This is a genomic window from Thiomonas sp. (assembly GCF_054608695.1).
Window position 1 is genome coordinate 1 of record NZ_JBTRXV010000087.1, and the last position, 16,164, is coordinate 16,164.

Sequence of the window (16,164 nt, forward strand, 5' to 3'; positions counted from 1 at the left end):
GACCGTGGCCGTGGCGCCTATGCCCTGCTCGAACAACCAAAGCTCGGCATCGAAGCCCGCCGGGTTGGCCGCGCCATGCACCGGCTTCAAGCGCAGCGGCAGGCGCCAGACTTCGCCGGGATGGACCTGGGGAGCCTGGGCCGCCCCTTGGTCATTCCCCGGGCTGGTTTGCACCGGGGCGTCGGCAGGACCAGGCCGCTGGCGTGGCGCATGCCAGGAGACCATGACGCGCGAGGGCATGCCGGCGGCCGCATGCAGCGGTCTGAAGACAAAGCGGGTGCCATTGGCACGGCGCACCGGCAAGCTTTGCACCACGCCCTCGACCAAGACCACCTGGCCCCACAAGGGCTGCGCCAGGCGGTCGGCCAGTACCCCGGTGGCGCGCCAGCCTGTGGTGCCATAACCCAGGGCTGCGGCCGAGGCGAACATCAGGGCCGTTTGAAACCAGCGCCAGACATTGCCCTGGCGCGATCCGGAAACGGCGCCCAGTGGGTCGATGTGAGCCGGCTGCGCCGGCTGCCCGTTGTTGCGAAGCCGCGCCGCCAGCAAGCCGGATAACGCCAGGATGGCGGCGCCTGCCAAAGCGCCATAGAAGTCTTCAGGCCAGAGCCGGGGCTGCTGCATTTGCAGCCAGCAGCCGAACAGGAGACCGAGGGCAAGGATGGGCATGGGGAGCGAAACGCGAACGTCCGCTCATTGTTGCATTTTGTTTCACCTAGGGGCGCGAGCCCAGGTCGGGGCGGCAAGGATGGACACAGCGCCATGCGCCGCGTCTTACCCGACAGTCGGATCGACTCGGCTCGGGTTCAGATCTGACCGTCGAGACGCTGCCAAGGCAGTTCCCAGGCGCCGGACAAGAGCTTGTCCAGCCAGAAGGCGCCGATCACGGTTTTCACGTCGGTGATGCTGCCTTCGCGGACCCAGCCCAGCACGTCGGCGGGCGAAGCTTCGAACACGTCGAGGAATTCATGCGCGTCGAGTTGTTGGCGGCCGGGGGTGAGGCCGCGCGCAAAAGCCAGGTGGATGGCTTCGTCGGAATAGGAAATGGCGTTGTTGATGATGCCGATGTAGGCCCACTCAGCGGCGCTGCAGCCTGTTTCCTCGCGCAGCTCGCGCTGGGCGCAGGCTTGCCAGCTTTCGCCGGCATCGAGCTTGCCAGCGGGAAATTCGATCATCACCCGGCGCATGGGCGCGCGCCATTGCCGCTCCATCAGCACACTGCCGTTGTCCAGCAGCGGTATGACCATCACCGCGCCCGAGTGCTTGATGTACTCGCGCGTGGCGAGCGCACCGTCGGGAAGTCTGACGGTGTCGCGCCGGACGTGGAGAAAATGGCCATCGAACACCGGCTCGGTCGCGACCAGGGTTTCCTGCAGGTCGGGATGCTCGGCTTGGCTCATGGCGGGCTTGCGAGGCTCGCGGATTCAGTCTTCGATGCGACGCGAGAGGTAGCGCAGCACATAGCCGGGAAAGGCCAGCACCAGGAACATGGAGGCCGAGACGGCGTAGAACTCCCATTTCTGCGGGTAGATCTGGCCCAACCGCGATTCCAGCGCCAGCGAGACGCCGCCAACGATGAAATACATCACGATGACCTCAGCCAAGCGCACGAACCAGCCTTTCGGCTTCTTCAGCGGGAATACGAGAAAAAAGCGATTGGAAAAAAACGGCAGGTTGGCGCCGATGAGGGCGAGCACCAGGACCAGCCAGACGGCGGAGGATTGCATGATGATGAGAATTCCGAAAGGATGCCCGGCTCAATGCAGGGTGTTGGCGATGGCTTGATAACACAGGGTCATCAGGCCACCGGGCAGGATGCCGAGCCCCAGCACGGCCAGGCCGTTCAGGGACATGAGGACCCAGGCCACGGGCGACGCCTGAACGCGGTGCTCGCGTGTGGGTTGGTCGAAATACATGGTCTTGACCATGCGCAGGTAGTAGTAGGCACCGACCACCGAAAGCACCACGGCCAGCACCACCAACCAGACACGGCCGGTGGCGAGCAGCACGGAGAGCACTTCGAACTTGGCGTAGAACCCGGCGAAGGGCGGCAGACCGGCGAGTGAGAACATGAGGAAGGTCATGATGCCGGCAAGCCAGGGGTTGGATTTGCCGAGGCCGGCGAAGTCGCGGATGTCTTCGGCTTCGAAGCCCTGGTGAGCCATGAACATGATGACACCGAAGGTGCCGAGCGTGGTGAGGACATAGATGACGAGGTAGAACATGGCCGCGCTGTAGGCGACCGAGGCGGAGATGCCGTTACCGTTGATCATGCCCGAGAGCAGGCCCAGCAGCATGAAACCGATCTGCGCGATGGTGGAGTAGGCCAGCATGCGCTTGAGGTTGGTCTGCGCAATGGCGGCGAAGTTCCCGACGACGATGGATAGCACCGCCAACACCACCAGCATTTGCTGCCAGTCCATCGCCAGCGGGAACAAACCCTCCACCAGCAGCCGGATGGTCATGGCGAAAGCCGCAAGCTTGGGTGCGCCCCCCACCAGCAGGACCACCGCGGTGGGGGCTCCCTGGTAGACATCGGGTATCCACATGTGGAACGGCGCGGCGCCGAGCTTGAAGGCCAGACCGGAGACGATGAAGACGACGCCCATGACCAGCGCGGCTCGGCTGAGCGGCTCCAGCGCAATGGTCTTGAAGACCACGGCCAGGTCGAGCGAGCCGGTGGCGCCATAGATCATGCTCATGCCGTAGAGCAGGAAGCCGGAGGCCAGCGCGCCAAGCACGAAATACTTCATCGCCGCCTCGGTGGCCAGGGCCGAGTCGCGCCGCAAGGCCACCAGTGCATACAGCGACAAGGACAGCAGTTCGAGGCCGAGGTAGATGACCAGCAGGTTGTTGCCGGAGATCATGATGAACTGGCCGAGCAGCGCGAACAGCGAGAGGCTGAACAGTTCGCCGCCCCACATGCCGCGGTCGAGGGCGTAGCGCCGGGCGTAGATCAGGCTCATGCCGGTGGCCACGGTGGTGAACAGCTTGAGCAGCATGGCCATGGGGTCGACGATGACCATGCGCTGCATGGCGAACAGGTCGAGGCCGGAGGCGTAGTAGGCGCCGCTCGTCACCGCCAGAGCCAGCAAGGTGAACAGCGTCAGGCCGTAGGCCAGGCGGTGATCCGCGTCCTTGAAAAACAGGTCGGCCAGCATGATCACGCAGGCCATGACCAGCAGAAAGATCTCGGGATAGATCGCAATCCAGTTCATGGGTGTAGCGCCTTACTGCAGTTTGGAGGCAGCCACATGCTGCAGGAGTTGGGTGACACTGGCTTGCATCGGGTCGGTGAAGAATTTGGGATACAGGCCGAACCACAGCACGGCGGCGGCGAGCAGGCCGAGGATGAGGAACTCGCGGGCGCCAATGTCTTTCAAGGCGGCCACATGGTCGTTGGCCACCGGGCCGAAGAACACGCGTTTGACCATCCACAGGGTGTAGCCGGCGGCCAGGACCAGAGTGGACGCGGCCAGCAGGCCGAGCCAGAAATTGCTCTTCACCGCGGCGAGAATGACCATCCACTCGCCGACGAAGCCGCTGGTGCCCGGCAAGCCGGCATTGGCCATGGCGAACAGCACGGCGAAGGCGGCGAAATGCGGCATCTTGCTGGTGACGCCGCCATAGTCAACGATATTGCGGGTGTGCATGCGGTCGTACAGCACGCCGATGCTCATGAACATGGCGCCGGAGACGAAACCATGGGAAATCATCTGCACCAGGCCGCCCTGCACGCCGAGGTCGGAGAAGAGGAAAAAACCCAGGGTGACGAAACCCATGTGCGCGATGGAGGAGTAGGCCACCAGCTTCTTCATGTCGGTCTGCACCATGGCGACGAGGCCGATGTAGATGACGGCGATGATGGACAGGGCGATGATGACCGGTGCGAGTTCATGGCTGGCGTCGGGCACGATGGGCAGCACGAAGCGCACAAAACCATAGGCGCCGAGCTTGAGCATGATGGCCGCCAGCACGATGGAGCCGCCGGTGGGCGCTTCGACGTGGGCATCGGGCAGCCAGGTGTGCACCGGCCACATGGGAATCTTCACGGCGAAGGCGAAGAAGAAGGCGACGAAGAGCAGGATTTGTGCCGTACTCGACAGCGGCACCGTGTACCAGTCGAGGATGTTGAAACTGCCGCCGGACTGGAAGTAGAGGTAGATGAGCGCCACCAGCATGAGCAGCGAACCGAGCAGCGTGTAGAGGAAAAACTTGAACGCCGCATACACCCGGCGCGGGCCGCCCCAGATGCCGATGATGAGGTACATCGGAATCAGCGTTGCTTCAAAAAACACATAGAACAGAATGCCGTCGAGGGCGCAGAACACCCCGACCATCAGCCCCGAGAGGATGAGGAAAGACGCCATGTACAGGCCGACGCGCTCGGTGATGATCTGCCAGCCGGCGATCACCGTGATGAGGGTGATGAAGGCGGTGAGCGGGATGAACCACAGCGAGATGCCGTCGATGCCGAGGTGATAGTGGATGTTGAACGGCTCGATCCAGGGCGCGCGCTCGACGAACTGCATGCTGGCAGAGGTGGTGTCGAAACCGGTGATCAGCGGGATGGTGACGAGCAGGCTGACCAGGGCGCCGACCAGCGCCAGCCAGCGCATGGCCGGGGCGTTGGTGTCGCGCCCGAGCAGCAGGAGGAGGATACCGAAGGCGATGGGCGTCCAGATGGACAGGCTCAGCAAGGGGAGCGATTGCATAGGTTTGGAACGTTAGCCGCAGGCCTTGTTGGATTTATCGGATGAACCAACCGGACAGCAGCTTGCCCGGAACGTACAGCCACATGAACACCACCACGCCGCCGATCATGGCCAGGGCGTAGTAATAGATATAGCCGGTTTGCAATTGGCGGATCAGCCCAGCGGCGACGCCGACCACGCGCGCCGTGCCGTTGACCAGCAGGCCGTCGATCAGGCCTGCGTCCGCACCCTTCCACAAACCCTTGCCAAGCAGGCGCGTGCCCGCGGCAATGATGTTCTCGTTGATCCAGTCCATGTAGTACTTGTGGTCCAGCAGGACGTAGACCGGCTTGAACATGCGCTCCACGGCCGCGGGGAAAGCCAGGTTCACCATATAGCCGTAATAAGCCACCGCGACGCCGGCAGCAGCCAGCCACAGCGGCAAGGCGGTGAAGGCATGCAAGGCCATCTGCAGGGGGCCGTGGAAATGCTCGGTCAGATCGGTCATGGCCGGGTGCGCTGCTGCATTGACGCTGATGGCGCCGTTGAAAAACCCGCCGAACAGCAGCGGCTGGATCGTGAAGTAGCCGATCACGGCCGATGGAATGGCCAGCAGGATGAGGGGCAACGTCACCACCCAGGGGGACTCGTGCGGCTCCAGCGGGCCATGGTGATGGTCGTGGCCGTCATCGGCATGGTCGTCGTGTGCCGGCAGATCGCGGAAACGCTCCTTGCCGTGGAAGACCAGGAAGTAGAGCCGGAAGCTGTACAGCGCGGTGACGAAGACGCTGGCGGTGACAGCGAACGTGGCGAAACCGGAGCCCGCAAGGTTGCTGGCGCCTACCGCGTCGATGATGCTGTCCTTGGAATAGAAGCCGGAGAAGAACGGCGTGCCAATCAACGCCAAGGTTCCGATCAGGAAGGTGATCCAGGTGATGGGCATGTATTTGCGCAGGCCGCCCATATGGCGAATGTCCTGGTCATGGTGCATGCCGATGATGACCGAGCCCGCGGCAAGGAAGAGCAGCGCCTTGAAGAAGGCATGGGTCATGAGGTGGAAGATGGCGACGGAATAGGCCGAGGCGCCCAGCGCCACCGTCATGTAGCCGAGCTGCGACAGTGTGGAATAGGCGATGACACGCTTGATGTCGTTCTGGATGACACCGAGAAAGCCCATGAACAAGGCGGTGATGCTGCCGATGATCATGATGAAGGACAGCGCGGTGTTCGACAGTTCGAACAGCGGCGACATGCGCGCCACCATGAAGATGCCCGCCGTCACCATGGTGGCGGCGTGGATCAGCGCGGAGATGGGCGTCGGGCCCTCCATCGAGTCGGGCAGCCAGACATGCAGCGGAAACTGCGCGCTCTTGCCCATGGCGCCGATGAACAGGCTGATGCAGATCACGGTCATCAGCATCCAGTCGGTGCCGGGCAGATGCAAGGCGGTCAGTTCGGGGGCCTTGGCGAAGATGGCGGTGTAGTTCAGGCTGCCGGTGTAGGCCAGGGCGAGGCCGATGCCAAGGATGAAGCCGAAGTCGCCGACGCGGTTGACGATGAAGGCCTTCATATTGGCGAACACGGCCGTGGGCTTGGTGTACCAGAAGCCGATCAGCAGATACGACACCAGGCCGACCGCCTCCCAGCCGAAGAAGAGCTGGAGCATGTTGTTGCTCATCACCAGCATCAGCATGCTGAAGGTGAACAGGCTGATGTAGGAGAAGAATCGCTGGTAGCCGGGGTCGTCGGCCATGTAGCCGATGGTGTAGATGTGCACGCACATCGAGACGAAGGTGACCACCACCATCATCAGCGCCGAGAGGCTGTCGATCAGGAAGCCGACGTCCATCTTCAGGCCGCCGACCTGCATCCAGGTGTAGACCGTGGCGTTGTAATGCGCCCCGCCCACGACCTGAATCAGCACCCAGACCGACAAGGCGAAGGAGAGGGCCACGCTGGCGGTGGTGACACTGTGGCTGCCGACGCGGCCGATGGCCTTGCCGAACAGGCCGGCGATGATGGCGCTGACCAGCGGCGCCAGCGCGATGACCAGCAGGATGTTGGGGTTGATCGTCTCAGCCATGCCTTTAGCCCTTGAGGTGGTCGAGTTCGTCCACGTTGATCGTGGACAGGTTGCGGAACAGCACCACCAGGATGGCCAGGCCGATGGCCGACTCGGCCGCGGCCACGGTGAGGATGAAGAACACGAAGACCTGACCGTCCATGCTCTGCAGGTAATGCGAGAAGGCGATGAAGTTGAGGTTCACCGCCAGCAGCATCAGCTCGATGGCCATCAGGATGACGATGAGGTTGCGCCGGTTGAGAAAAATGCCCACCACCGAGATGGCAAACAGGATGGCGCCGAGCACCAGGTAATGCGCGAGACTGAGCGATCCCAACATGGCTTACTCCTTGCCCTCGGCTTTCATCTGCACCAGGCGCACGCGGTCTTGGCGCCGCACCTTGAGCTGCTCGGACACCTGCATCGTCTTGGTGTCCTTGCGACGGCGCAGGGTCAGGGAAATGGCGGCGATGATGGCCACCAGCAGAATGACCGCGGCGATTTCCAGCGGATAAAGGTAATGCGTGTACAGCACCAGGCCCAGGGCATTGGTGTTGGGCAACTGCGCCAGCGCATGCGCCACCGGCGTGGATGGCTGGCCGCCGACCTGCGCCGCAGCCGTCTGCCCGCCGATCTGAAAGGCCTGCATCAGCACCGCGGCCATTTCCAGCACGATGAACACACCCACCAGGGCGGCAACCGGGAAGTAGCGCCAAAAGCCCTGCCGCATGCGGTCGATATTGATGTCGAGCATCATGACCACGAAGAGGAACAGCACCATGACGGCACCGACATACACCAGCACCAGCACGATGGCCAGGAACTCGGCCCGCAGCAGCATCCAGATGGTGGCCGCCTGGAAAAACGCCAGCACGAGGTACAGCGCCGAGTGCACCGGGTTGCGCGCGGTGATGACGCGGAACGCGGCGAACAGCAGCACGGCGGAAAAGATATAGAACAGCGCGGTTTGGGTGGTCATGGTGTGGACGTCAGCGGCATCGGCAAGTTGTGCCACCGTCCTGCCGGCTCGGGGCTGCAGGGCTGGCTCCAGATCCTGGAGCGGCGCTTGGTGGAGCAACGAAAAACCGGTCAGGGAACACGCAAGGTGTTCACAGCCGGCGGGGCCTTCAGCGGTATTTGGCGTCGGCCTCCTTGTTGGGCGCGATTTCGTGTTCGTAGCGGTCGCCCACGGCCAGCAGCATGTCCTTGGTGAAATAAAGATCACCGCGTTGCTCGCCGTGGTACTCGAAGATATGGGTTTCGACAATGGAATCGACCGGGCAGCTTTCTTCGCAGAAGCCGCAGAAAATGCATTTGGTCAGGTCGATGTCGTAGCGCGTGGTGCGGCGGGTGCCGTCCTCGCGTTGCTCGCTCTCGATGGTGATCGCCAGCGCCGGGCACACCGCCTCGCACAGCTTGCAGGCAATGCAGCGCTCCTCGCCGTTGGGGTAACGACGCAGCGCGTGCAGCCCACGAAAACGCGGCGACATGGGCGTCTTTTCTTCCGGGTACTGCACCGTGATCTTGCGGCGGAACGCGTGCTTGCCGGTCAGGGCCAGGCCCTTGAAGAGTTCGACCAGGAAAAAACTGTTGAAGGTGTCGCGAACTGCAGCCATGTTTGTATTCCGGTTCAGTTCCAGATCGACCAGGGGGTCTGCATCCAGGCGCCGATCAGCACCAGCCAGACGAGGGTGACGGGGATGAAGATTTTCCAACCCAGACGCATGATCTGGTCATAGCGGTAGCGCGGAAATGTGGCGCGCACCCAGAGGAAGATGGAGACCACCAGGAAGGCCTTGATGCCGAGCCAGATCCAGCCCGGAATGAAGCCGAGGAACGACACCGGCGCATCCCAGCCGCCCAGGAACATGATCACGGCGAGGAAGGACACCAGAATCATGTTGGCATATTCGGCCAGGAAGAACAGCGCGAACGACATGCCGGAATATTCCACCATGTGGCCGGCGACGATTTCCGATTCGCCCTCCACGACGTCGAAGGGATGGCGGTTGGTCTCGGCGATGCCGGAGATGAGATACACCACGAAGATGGGCAGCAGCGGCAGCCAGTTCCATGACAGGAAGTTGAGCCCCATGCTGGCGAACTGGCCTTTCATCTGGCCCATGACGATTTCGGTCAGATTCAGGCTGCCGGAAACCATGAGCACCACCACCAGGCAAAAGCCCATGGCGATTTCGTAGCTCACCATCTGCGCCGAGGCGCGCATCGCCCCCAGGAAAGCGTACTTCGAGTTGGACGCCCAGCCCGCGATGATGATGCCGTAGACCTCCAGCGAGGTGATGGCCAGCAGCAGCAGCAGGCCGGCGTTCACATTGGCCAGCGCCACATCGGGCCCGAAGGGCATGACCGACCAGGCGGCGAGCGCCGGCATGATGGTCATGATGGGCCCGAGGATGAACAGGAACTGGCTGGCCTGTGTCGGGACGATGATTTCCTTGAAGAGGAACTTCAGGCCGTCGGCAATGGGTTGCAGCAGGCCGAAGGGACCGACGCGGTTGGGGCCGATGCGCACCTGAATCCAGCCGATGAGCTTGCGCTCCCACAGCGTGAGGTAGGCGACGGCAATGAACAGCGGCAAGACGATGGCGACGATCTTGATGATGTTCCAGACGACCGGCCAGGCGACTGGACCGAGCAGGTTCAAACCACCGGAATTGAAGGCGTCGAGCATGGGTCAGACCTTGTGCACGGAAACCGCACCGAACATGGGGCCGAGGCCCGCGGTCGCGCGATGGGCCGTGGGGATGCGCGCCACGCCAGGGGCGAGACCGGCATCGCGCCGCGCCGGCAACTCGGCGCTGTTCGCACCCTGTTTGACGGTCACGCGATCGCCGGCTTGCAGCCCCAGACGCTCCCAGGCATCGGGCGGCAGTGCGATTTGCCCGGCCAGGCGCGCATCGCGCGTTTGTTGCAGCGAGGTCGAACGGCGCACGATGGCGTCGCTGCTGTAGATGGGCACTTCGGCCAGGCGCTCGAAAGCATCGGTCGATTGGGCGGCCTGGCCCGGTGCGGCTGGCGACGCGATGTCGAGCTTGGCGGGCAGCGGCATGTCGGGCTGGTGTTCCAGCGTGGACAAGATGTCGATGCCATGCAACGCCGCCTCGCGCACGGCCTCGACGGTGTCGTACTCGAATCCCGCCAAGCCGAGTTGATCGGCCAGCACGCGCAAGACTTTCCAGGCGGGGCGCGACTGCCCGGCGCTACCCACCACCGGATTGAAGGTTTGCAAAACGCCCTCGCAGTTCACCAGGCTACCCGCCGTTTCGCTGAACGGAGCAATGGGCAACAGCACCTGGGCGTAGTCGGCCGCGCCATGACGGTAGGCGCTCATAGCCACCACAAAGGCGGACTGGCGCATGGCCGCGATGGCCTGCGCCGCGTCCTGCATATCGAGTTCGGGTTCGACATTCAACAAGAGCATGGCCGCGGGCGGCGTGCGCAGCATTTGCGCGGCGTTCAAGCCGCCCTGCCGGGGCTTCGCTCCGACCAGATGTGCGCCAACCGTGTTGCCGGCCTCGACGGTGTAGCCGAAGCTCGCGCCGGTGCGCGCGGCAATCCAGCGCCCCAGGGCTTCGAGTTGCGCCGCCTGTGGATGCTGCGCGGCGGCATTGCCCAGCAGCACGGCCTTGCGCTGACCGGCAAGCAAGCTGAGGGCCACGCGCTTGGCGGTTTCTCCGGCTTGCAGTCCCGCGAGCGCGGCTGGGGGTTCGATGCCTTGTTCCGCAGCCACGGCCGCAGCCACTTCAGCCAGGCCGCGCAGCCACTGGCTGGGCGGCAGAACCATGCGCGCATGCAGCGGCATGAGGGTGTCGTCGTCAGCCGCGTGCAGCAGACTGAGCTTGGCGCCCGAGCGGGTGGCGCGGCGCAGCTTGGCGGCGAGCAAGGGATGGTCTTTGCGCAGGAAGGAGCCGACGATCAGGGCCGATTGCAGATGCCGGACATCGGCAATCGGCAGACCCAGCCAGGGAATGGCGGAACCATGCGCGTGAGCTGTATCACCGGAGAAATCCGATTGGCGCAGGCGGAAGTCGATGTTCTCGCTGCCGAGCGCGCGCACCAGCTTGCTCAGCAGAAACAGCTCTTCCAGCGTGCTTTCGGGCGTGGCCAGCCCACCCAGAGCCTGCGGACCATCGACTTCGATCACGCGCTTGAGGCCCTGCGCCACATAGCCGAGCGCCGTGGGCCAGTCCGTCTCGCGCCATTGTTCGCCGTTGCGGATCATGGGCTGAGTCAGGCGCTCGGGACTGTTGAGCCCTTCGTAGCTGAAGCGATCGCGGTCGGAAATCCAGCACTCGTTGATGGCTTCGTTCTCTTGCGGCACCACGCGCATGACGCGGTTGTTCTTCACCTGCATCACCAGATTGCTGCCCAGGCTGTCGTGCGGACTGACGGAGGCGCGACGCGTGAGTTCCCAGGTGCGAGCGGCGAAACGGAAGGGTTTGCTGGTGAGCGCCCCCACCGGGCAGATGTCGATCATGTTGCCCGAGAGCTCGGAGTCGATCGAGCCTTCGAGAAAGGTGGTGATTTCGGAATGCTCGCCACGGTTGGCCATGCCGAGTTCCATGATGCCGGCCACCTCCTGGCCGAAGCGCACACAGCGTGTGCAGTGAATGCAGCGGGTCATCTCCTCCATGGCCACGAGAGGGCCGGCGTTCTTGTGGAACACCACGCGCTTTTCTTCGTTGTAGCGCGAGGACGAGGCGCCGTAGCCCACGGCCAGGTCTTGCAACTGGCATTCGCCACCCTGGTCGCAAATCGGGCAATCGAGCGGATGGTTGATGAGCAGCAGTTCCATGACGCCCTTCTGCGCCTGGATGGCCTTCTCCGAGTGGGTCCGCACGATCATGCCTTGGGCCACGGGCGTGGCACAGGCCGGCAGCGGCTTGGGAGCCTTTTCCACCTCGACCAGGCACATGCGGCAATTGGCCGCGATGGACAGCTTGGGGTGGTAGCAGAAGTGCGGAACGTAGATGTCGAGTTTGTGCGTGGCGTCCATCACCATGGAGCCTTCGGGCACCTCGACCTTGCGTCCGTCGATTTCCAGTTCAACCATGTCGTGTCAACCTCGTGTGCAGGCGATGCAAGGAGCTGCGCGATGTTCAGACATACGCAGGCACGATGCAGGTTTTGTGTTCGATGTGATGCTCGAATTCGGCGCGGAAATACTTGGTGAAGGACTTGACCGGCATGGCCGCCGCATCACCCAGCGCGCAAATGGTGCGCCCGGCGATGTTGTCGGACACCGAGTTGAGCGCGTCCAGATCTTCCGGCCGGCCCTGTCCGTGCTCGATGCGGTGGACCATGCGGTACAGCCAGCCGGTGCCTTCGCGGCAGGGTGTGCACTGGCCGCAGGACTCGTGCTGGTAGAAGTAGGACAAGCGCATCAAGGACTTGACCATGCAGCGGGTGTCGTTGAGCACGATGACCGCTCCCGACCCCAGCATGGAGCCGGCCTTGGCGATGGAGTCATAGTCCATCGTGCAGTCCATGACGATGTTCGCCGGCAGCACCGGCGCCGATGAGCCGCCGGGAATCACGGCCTTGAGCGCCCTGCCCTCGCGCATGCCGCCAGCCAGCGCCAGCAGCTTGGAGAACGGTGTGCCCATGGGCACCTCGTAGTTGCCCGGCAGCGCCACGTCGCCCGAGACCGAATAGATCTTGGTGCCGCCGTTGTTGGGCTTGCCGCACTCCAGATAGGCCTGGCCGCCGTTGCGGATGATCCAGGGCACCGCGGCAAAGGTCTCGGTGTTGTTGATGGTGGTGGGCTTGCCGTACAGGCCGAAACTGGCGGGGAACGGTGGCTTGAAACGCGGCTGGCCCTTCTTGCCTTCCAGCGATTCGAGCAGCGCGGTTTCTTCGCCGCAGATGTAGGCGCCGAAACCATGCGAGGCATGCAGCTGAAAGCTGTAGGCGCTGCCGAGGATGTTGTCGCCGAGATAGCCGGCGGCGCGCGCTTCCTCCAGCGCCTCTTCGAAGCGGTCGTAGTCCTCGAAGATTTCGCCGTGGATGTAGTTGTAGCCCACGCTGATGCCCATGGCGTAGGCGGCGATGATCATGCCCTCGATCACGATATGCGGGTTGAAGCGCAGGATGTCGCGATCCTTGAACGTACCTGGCTCGCCTTCGTCCGAGTTGCACACCAGATACTTCTGGCCCGGGAACTGACGCGGCATGAAACTCCACTTCAGCCCGGTGGGGAAGCCGGCGCCGCCACGCCCCCGCAAGGCCGAGAGCTTGACGTCGGCAATGACTTGCTCCGGGGTCATGCCCGCGCCGCCATCGACTCCAAGAATTTTGCGCAAGGCCTGGTAGCCGTCGCGAGCCACGTAATCGTTCAGGTGCCAGTTCCTGCCGTCCAGCCCCTGCAGGATTTGCGGGGCGAGATGCCGGCCGTGGAAACAGCTCTCCCGGCCCGTGGATGCATAGGCATTCATGCTGCATCTCCCTTGGCCGCTTGGCGACGCAGGTCGTCGAGCATCAGGTCGATCTGCGCGTTGCCAAGAAAGCTGCACATGCGACGGTCGTTCACCAGCGCCACGGGTGCGTCACCACAGGCGCCCAGGCATTCGCTTTCCTGCAGCGTGAACATGCCGTCGGCCGTGGTCTCGCCCAGGGCGATGCCCAGCTTCTGGCTGAGGTATTGCACCGCCTGCGTACCGCCGCCAAGTTGGCAGGGCAGATTGGTGCAAACGTTGAGCTTGAAACGCCCGACCGGCCGGGTGTTGAACATGTTGTAGAAGGTCACGACCTCGTGCACGGCGATGGGCGGCATGCCGATGTAGTCGGCCACTTCGCGCTCGGACTCGGACGAGATCCAGCCGCGCTCCAGTTGCACGATGGTCAGTGCGGCAATCACCGCAGACTGCCGCTGATCGGCGGGATACTTGGCCAGTTCGCGGTCAATGCGCTGGCGGGTGGTTTCTGACAGCATGGGATTACCGATCGATTTCGCCGAACACAATGTCCATCGTGCCGATGATGGCCACGGCATCCGCAATCATGTGGCCGCGCGACATTTCGTCCATCGCCGCCAGATGCGGGAAACCCGGGGCGCGGATTTTCAGGCGGAAAGGCTTGTTGGCGCCGTCGGACACGATGTAGATGCCGAACTCGCCCTTGGGATGCTCCACCGCCGCGTACGACTGCCCCTCGGGCACGTGGAAGCCTTCGGAGAACAGCTTGAAGTGGTGGATCAGCTCTTCCATGCTGGTCTTCATCTCGACCCGCGATGGCGGCGCGACCTTGTGGTTGCTGGTGATGACCGGGCCGGGGTTGGCGCGCAACCATGCCACGCATTGCTGGACGATGCGGTTGGACTGACGCATTTCCTCCATGCGCACCAGATAGCGATCGTAGCAGTCGCCTTCCTTGCCGACCGGCACGTCGAACTCCATGCGGTCGTAGACGTCGTAGGGCTGGTTCTTGCGCAAGTCCCAGACGATGCCCGAGCCGCGCAGCATGGGGCCGGTGAAGCCGAGTTGCAAGGCGCGTTCGGGCGGCACCACACCGATGCCCACGGTGCGCTGTTTCCAGATGCGGTTGTCGGTCAGCAGGGTTTCGTACTCGTCGACATACTTCGGAAAACGCTGGGTGAAGTCGTCGATGAAGTCCAGCAGCGAACCCTGGCGGTTGCCGTTGAGCGCCTTGGTATCGCGCGGACCATGCACGCTGGACTCGCGGTACTGTGGCATGGCGTCGGGCAGGTCGCGATACACGCCGCCCGGACGGAAGTAGGCAGCATGCATGCGCGCACCCGAGGCGGCCTCGTACATGTCGAACAGGTCTTCGCGCTCGCGGAAGGCGTAGAGGAAGATGGTCATGGCGCCGCAGTCCAGGCCATGCGCGCCCAGCCACAGCAGGTGGTTCAACAGGCGCGTGATCTCGGCGAACATGACGCGGATGTATTGCGCGCGCAAGGGCACATCGACACCCAGCAGCTTCTCGATGGCCAGCACGTAGGCGTGCTCGTTGCACATCATGGAGACATAGTCCAGCCGGTCCATGTACGGCAGCGCCTGCATGTAGGTGCGGGTCTCGGCCAGCTTTTCGGTGGCGCGGTGCAGCAGGCCGATGTGCGGATCGGCACGCTGGATGACTTCGCCGTCGAGTTCCAGCACCAGGCGCAGCACGCCGTGCGCTGCCGGGTGCTGCGGCCCGAAGTTGAGGGTGTAGTTCTTGATCTCGGCCATGGTTGTGCTGGGTGGTTCAGGCCGTGGGGCTGGCGGGCTTGGCGCCGGCGGGCTTGAGCCCGCCATAGCCGGCTTCGCGCACGATGCGCGGCACGATCTCACGCGGTTCGATCGTCACGGGCTGATAGATGACACGCCGGCGCTCGGGGTCGTAGCGCATCTCGACCGTGCCGCTGATGGGGAAGTCCTTGCGAAAGGGGTGGCCGATGAAACCGTAGTCGGTCAGCAAGCGCCGCAGATCGTTGTGGCCCTCGAACACCACACCGTAGAGGTCGAAGGCTTCGCGCTCGTACCAGTTGGCGCTGTTCCAGATGGGATCGACCGAAGGCACCACCGGCATGTCATCGTCTTCGGCCCACATGCGAACCCTGACACGCTGGTTGAGGCTGACCGAAAGCAGATGCAGCACGACGGCGTAGCGCCTGCCCTGCCAGGGTCCGTTGGCGTAGCCGTGATAGTCCACGACACAGAGGTCGATGAGCTGCTCGAAGCGCAGCGACGCTTGGTCGCGCAGGATGGAGCAGGCATCGAGGTAGGAAGCCGGCGGAACGTCGATGGTGATTGCGTCCACGGCCCAGGCCATGGATGCGATGCGCTCGCCCAATTGTTGCTGCAGATCGTGCTGGAGTTGTTCGAGTTTGCTGGGCATCGGGGTGTGCGGGAATGACGCTGGATTCAGTGCTTGGCAGGATGGGCTCAACGCGCGATGGTGTTGGTGCGACGAATCTTGTTCTGCAGCTGGATGAGGCCGTAGAGCAGCGCCTCGGCCGTGGGCGGGCAGCCCGGGACGTACACATCCACCGGCACGATGCGGTCGCAGCCGCGCACCACGGAATAGGAGTAGTGGTAATAACCACCGCCGTTGGCACAGGAGCCCATGGACAGCACCCAGCGCGGCTCGGCCATCTGGTCGTAAACCTTGCGCAGCGCCGGCGCCATTTTGTTGCACAGCGTTCCGGCGACGATCATCAAGTCGGACTGGCGCGGACTGGGCCGGAAGACGATGCCGAAGCGGTCGAGGTCATAGCGCGCAGCGCCAGCATGCATCATTTCGACCGCGCAGCAGGCCAGGCCGAAAGTCATGGGCCAGAGTGAACCGGTGCGGGTCCAGTTGATCAGCTTGTCGGCCGATGTGGTGATGAAGCCTTCGTTCAGAACGCCTTCGATGCTCATGCTTGTTCCTCAAGGTGCAAACCGA

16 protein-coding genes are annotated in these 16,164 nt (G+C 63.4%); all 16 read right to left on the reverse strand.

The genetic code is table 11. The features are described 5' to 3' along the window. The coding region (locus ACYCUK_RS19635) for a ComEC/Rec2 family competence protein (RefSeq protein ID WP_461596345.1) at nt 1-669 on the reverse strand (669 nt) is incomplete at its 3' end. 137 nt (nt 670-806) lie between these two features. Then, complete coding sequence (locus tag ACYCUK_RS19640) at nt 807-1,400, reverse strand: NUDIX domain-containing protein (protein WP_461596346.1); 594 nt, start codon at nt 1,398-1,400, stop codon at nt 807-809. A 24-nt stretch (nt 1,401-1,424) separates the two neighbouring features. Further along, nucleotides 1,425-1,727, reverse strand: a complete 303-nt coding sequence (locus ACYCUK_RS19645) for a DUF2818 family protein (protein ID WP_112486130.1) — start codon at nt 1,725-1,727, stop codon at nt 1,425-1,427. A 30-nt stretch (nt 1,728-1,757) separates the two neighbouring features. Beyond that, nucleotides 1,758-3,218 (reverse strand): NADH-quinone oxidoreductase subunit NuoN, encoded by a 1,461-nt coding sequence (gene nuoN / locus ACYCUK_RS19650; protein WP_112486129.1) that lies wholly within the window; start codon nt 3,216-3,218, stop codon nt 1,758-1,760. A 12-nt stretch (nt 3,219-3,230) separates the two neighbouring features. Further along, nucleotides 3,231-4,715: an NADH-quinone oxidoreductase subunit M gene (locus ACYCUK_RS19655; protein ID WP_461596347.1), complete on the reverse strand. Its 1,485-nt coding sequence runs from the start codon at nt 4,713-4,715 to the stop codon at nt 3,231-3,233. Between the two features lie 34 nt (nt 4,716-4,749). Further along, nucleotides 4,750-6,777 (reverse strand): NADH-quinone oxidoreductase subunit L, encoded by a 2,028-nt coding sequence (gene nuoL, locus ACYCUK_RS19660; RefSeq protein WP_461596348.1) that lies wholly within the window; start codon nt 6,775-6,777, stop codon nt 4,750-4,752. Between the two features lie 4 nt (nt 6,778-6,781). Next, a complete protein-coding gene (gene nuoK, locus ACYCUK_RS19665; protein WP_112486126.1) occupies nt 6,782-7,096 on the reverse strand; it encodes an NADH-quinone oxidoreductase subunit NuoK in 315 nt (104 codons plus the stop codon). Between the two features lie 3 nt (nt 7,097-7,099). Then, nucleotides 7,100-7,735 (reverse strand): NADH-quinone oxidoreductase subunit J, encoded by a 636-nt coding sequence (locus ACYCUK_RS19670; RefSeq protein ID WP_461596349.1) that lies wholly within the window; start codon nt 7,733-7,735, stop codon nt 7,100-7,102. A gap of 148 nt (nt 7,736-7,883) precedes the next feature. Then, nucleotides 7,884-8,372 carry an NADH-quinone oxidoreductase subunit NuoI gene (nuoI, locus tag ACYCUK_RS19675; protein ID WP_112486125.1) on the reverse strand — a complete coding sequence of 163 codons (489 nt, stop codon included), beginning with the start codon at nt 8,370-8,372 and terminating at the stop codon, nt 7,884-7,886. 14 nt (nt 8,373-8,386) lie between these two features. Beyond that, nucleotides 8,387-9,448 (reverse strand): NADH-quinone oxidoreductase subunit NuoH, encoded by a 1,062-nt coding sequence (gene nuoH, locus ACYCUK_RS19680; RefSeq protein ID WP_461596350.1) that lies wholly within the window; start codon nt 9,446-9,448, stop codon nt 8,387-8,389. A gap of 3 nt (nt 9,449-9,451) precedes the next feature. Further along, nucleotides 9,452-11,830: an NADH-quinone oxidoreductase subunit NuoG gene (gene nuoG, locus ACYCUK_RS19685; protein WP_461596351.1), complete on the reverse strand. Its 2,379-nt coding sequence runs from the start codon at nt 11,828-11,830 to the stop codon at nt 9,452-9,454. 46 nt (nt 11,831-11,876) lie between these two features. Further along, on the reverse strand, nt 11,877-13,211 hold the full coding sequence (gene nuoF / locus ACYCUK_RS19690; protein ID WP_461596352.1) for an NADH-quinone oxidoreductase subunit NuoF: 1,335 nt from the start codon (nt 13,209-13,211) through the stop codon (nt 11,877-11,879). Next, the gene (gene nuoE / locus ACYCUK_RS19695; RefSeq protein ID WP_461596353.1) at nt 13,208-13,708 is read right to left on the reverse strand and encodes an NADH-quinone oxidoreductase subunit NuoE; all 501 of its coding nucleotides are present in this window, start codon (nt 13,706-13,708) and stop codon (nt 13,208-13,210) included. Before nuoE ends, nuoF begins: the two co-directional genes overlap by 4 nt. A gap of 4 nt (nt 13,709-13,712) precedes the next feature. Beyond that, nucleotides 13,713-14,966 carry an NADH-quinone oxidoreductase subunit D gene (locus ACYCUK_RS19700; RefSeq protein WP_461596354.1) on the reverse strand — a complete coding sequence of 418 codons (1,254 nt, stop codon included), beginning with the start codon at nt 14,964-14,966 and terminating at the stop codon, nt 13,713-13,715. 16 nt (nt 14,967-14,982) lie between these two features. After that, nucleotides 14,983-15,615: an NADH-quinone oxidoreductase subunit C gene (locus tag ACYCUK_RS19705; protein WP_461596355.1), complete on the reverse strand. Its 633-nt coding sequence runs from the start codon at nt 15,613-15,615 to the stop codon at nt 14,983-14,985. A gap of 47 nt (nt 15,616-15,662) precedes the next feature. Further along, nucleotides 15,663-16,139 (reverse strand): NuoB/complex I 20 kDa subunit family protein, encoded by a 477-nt coding sequence (locus ACYCUK_RS19710; protein ID WP_031404004.1) that lies wholly within the window; start codon nt 16,137-16,139, stop codon nt 15,663-15,665. Nucleotides 16,140-16,164: the final 25 nt, after the last annotated feature.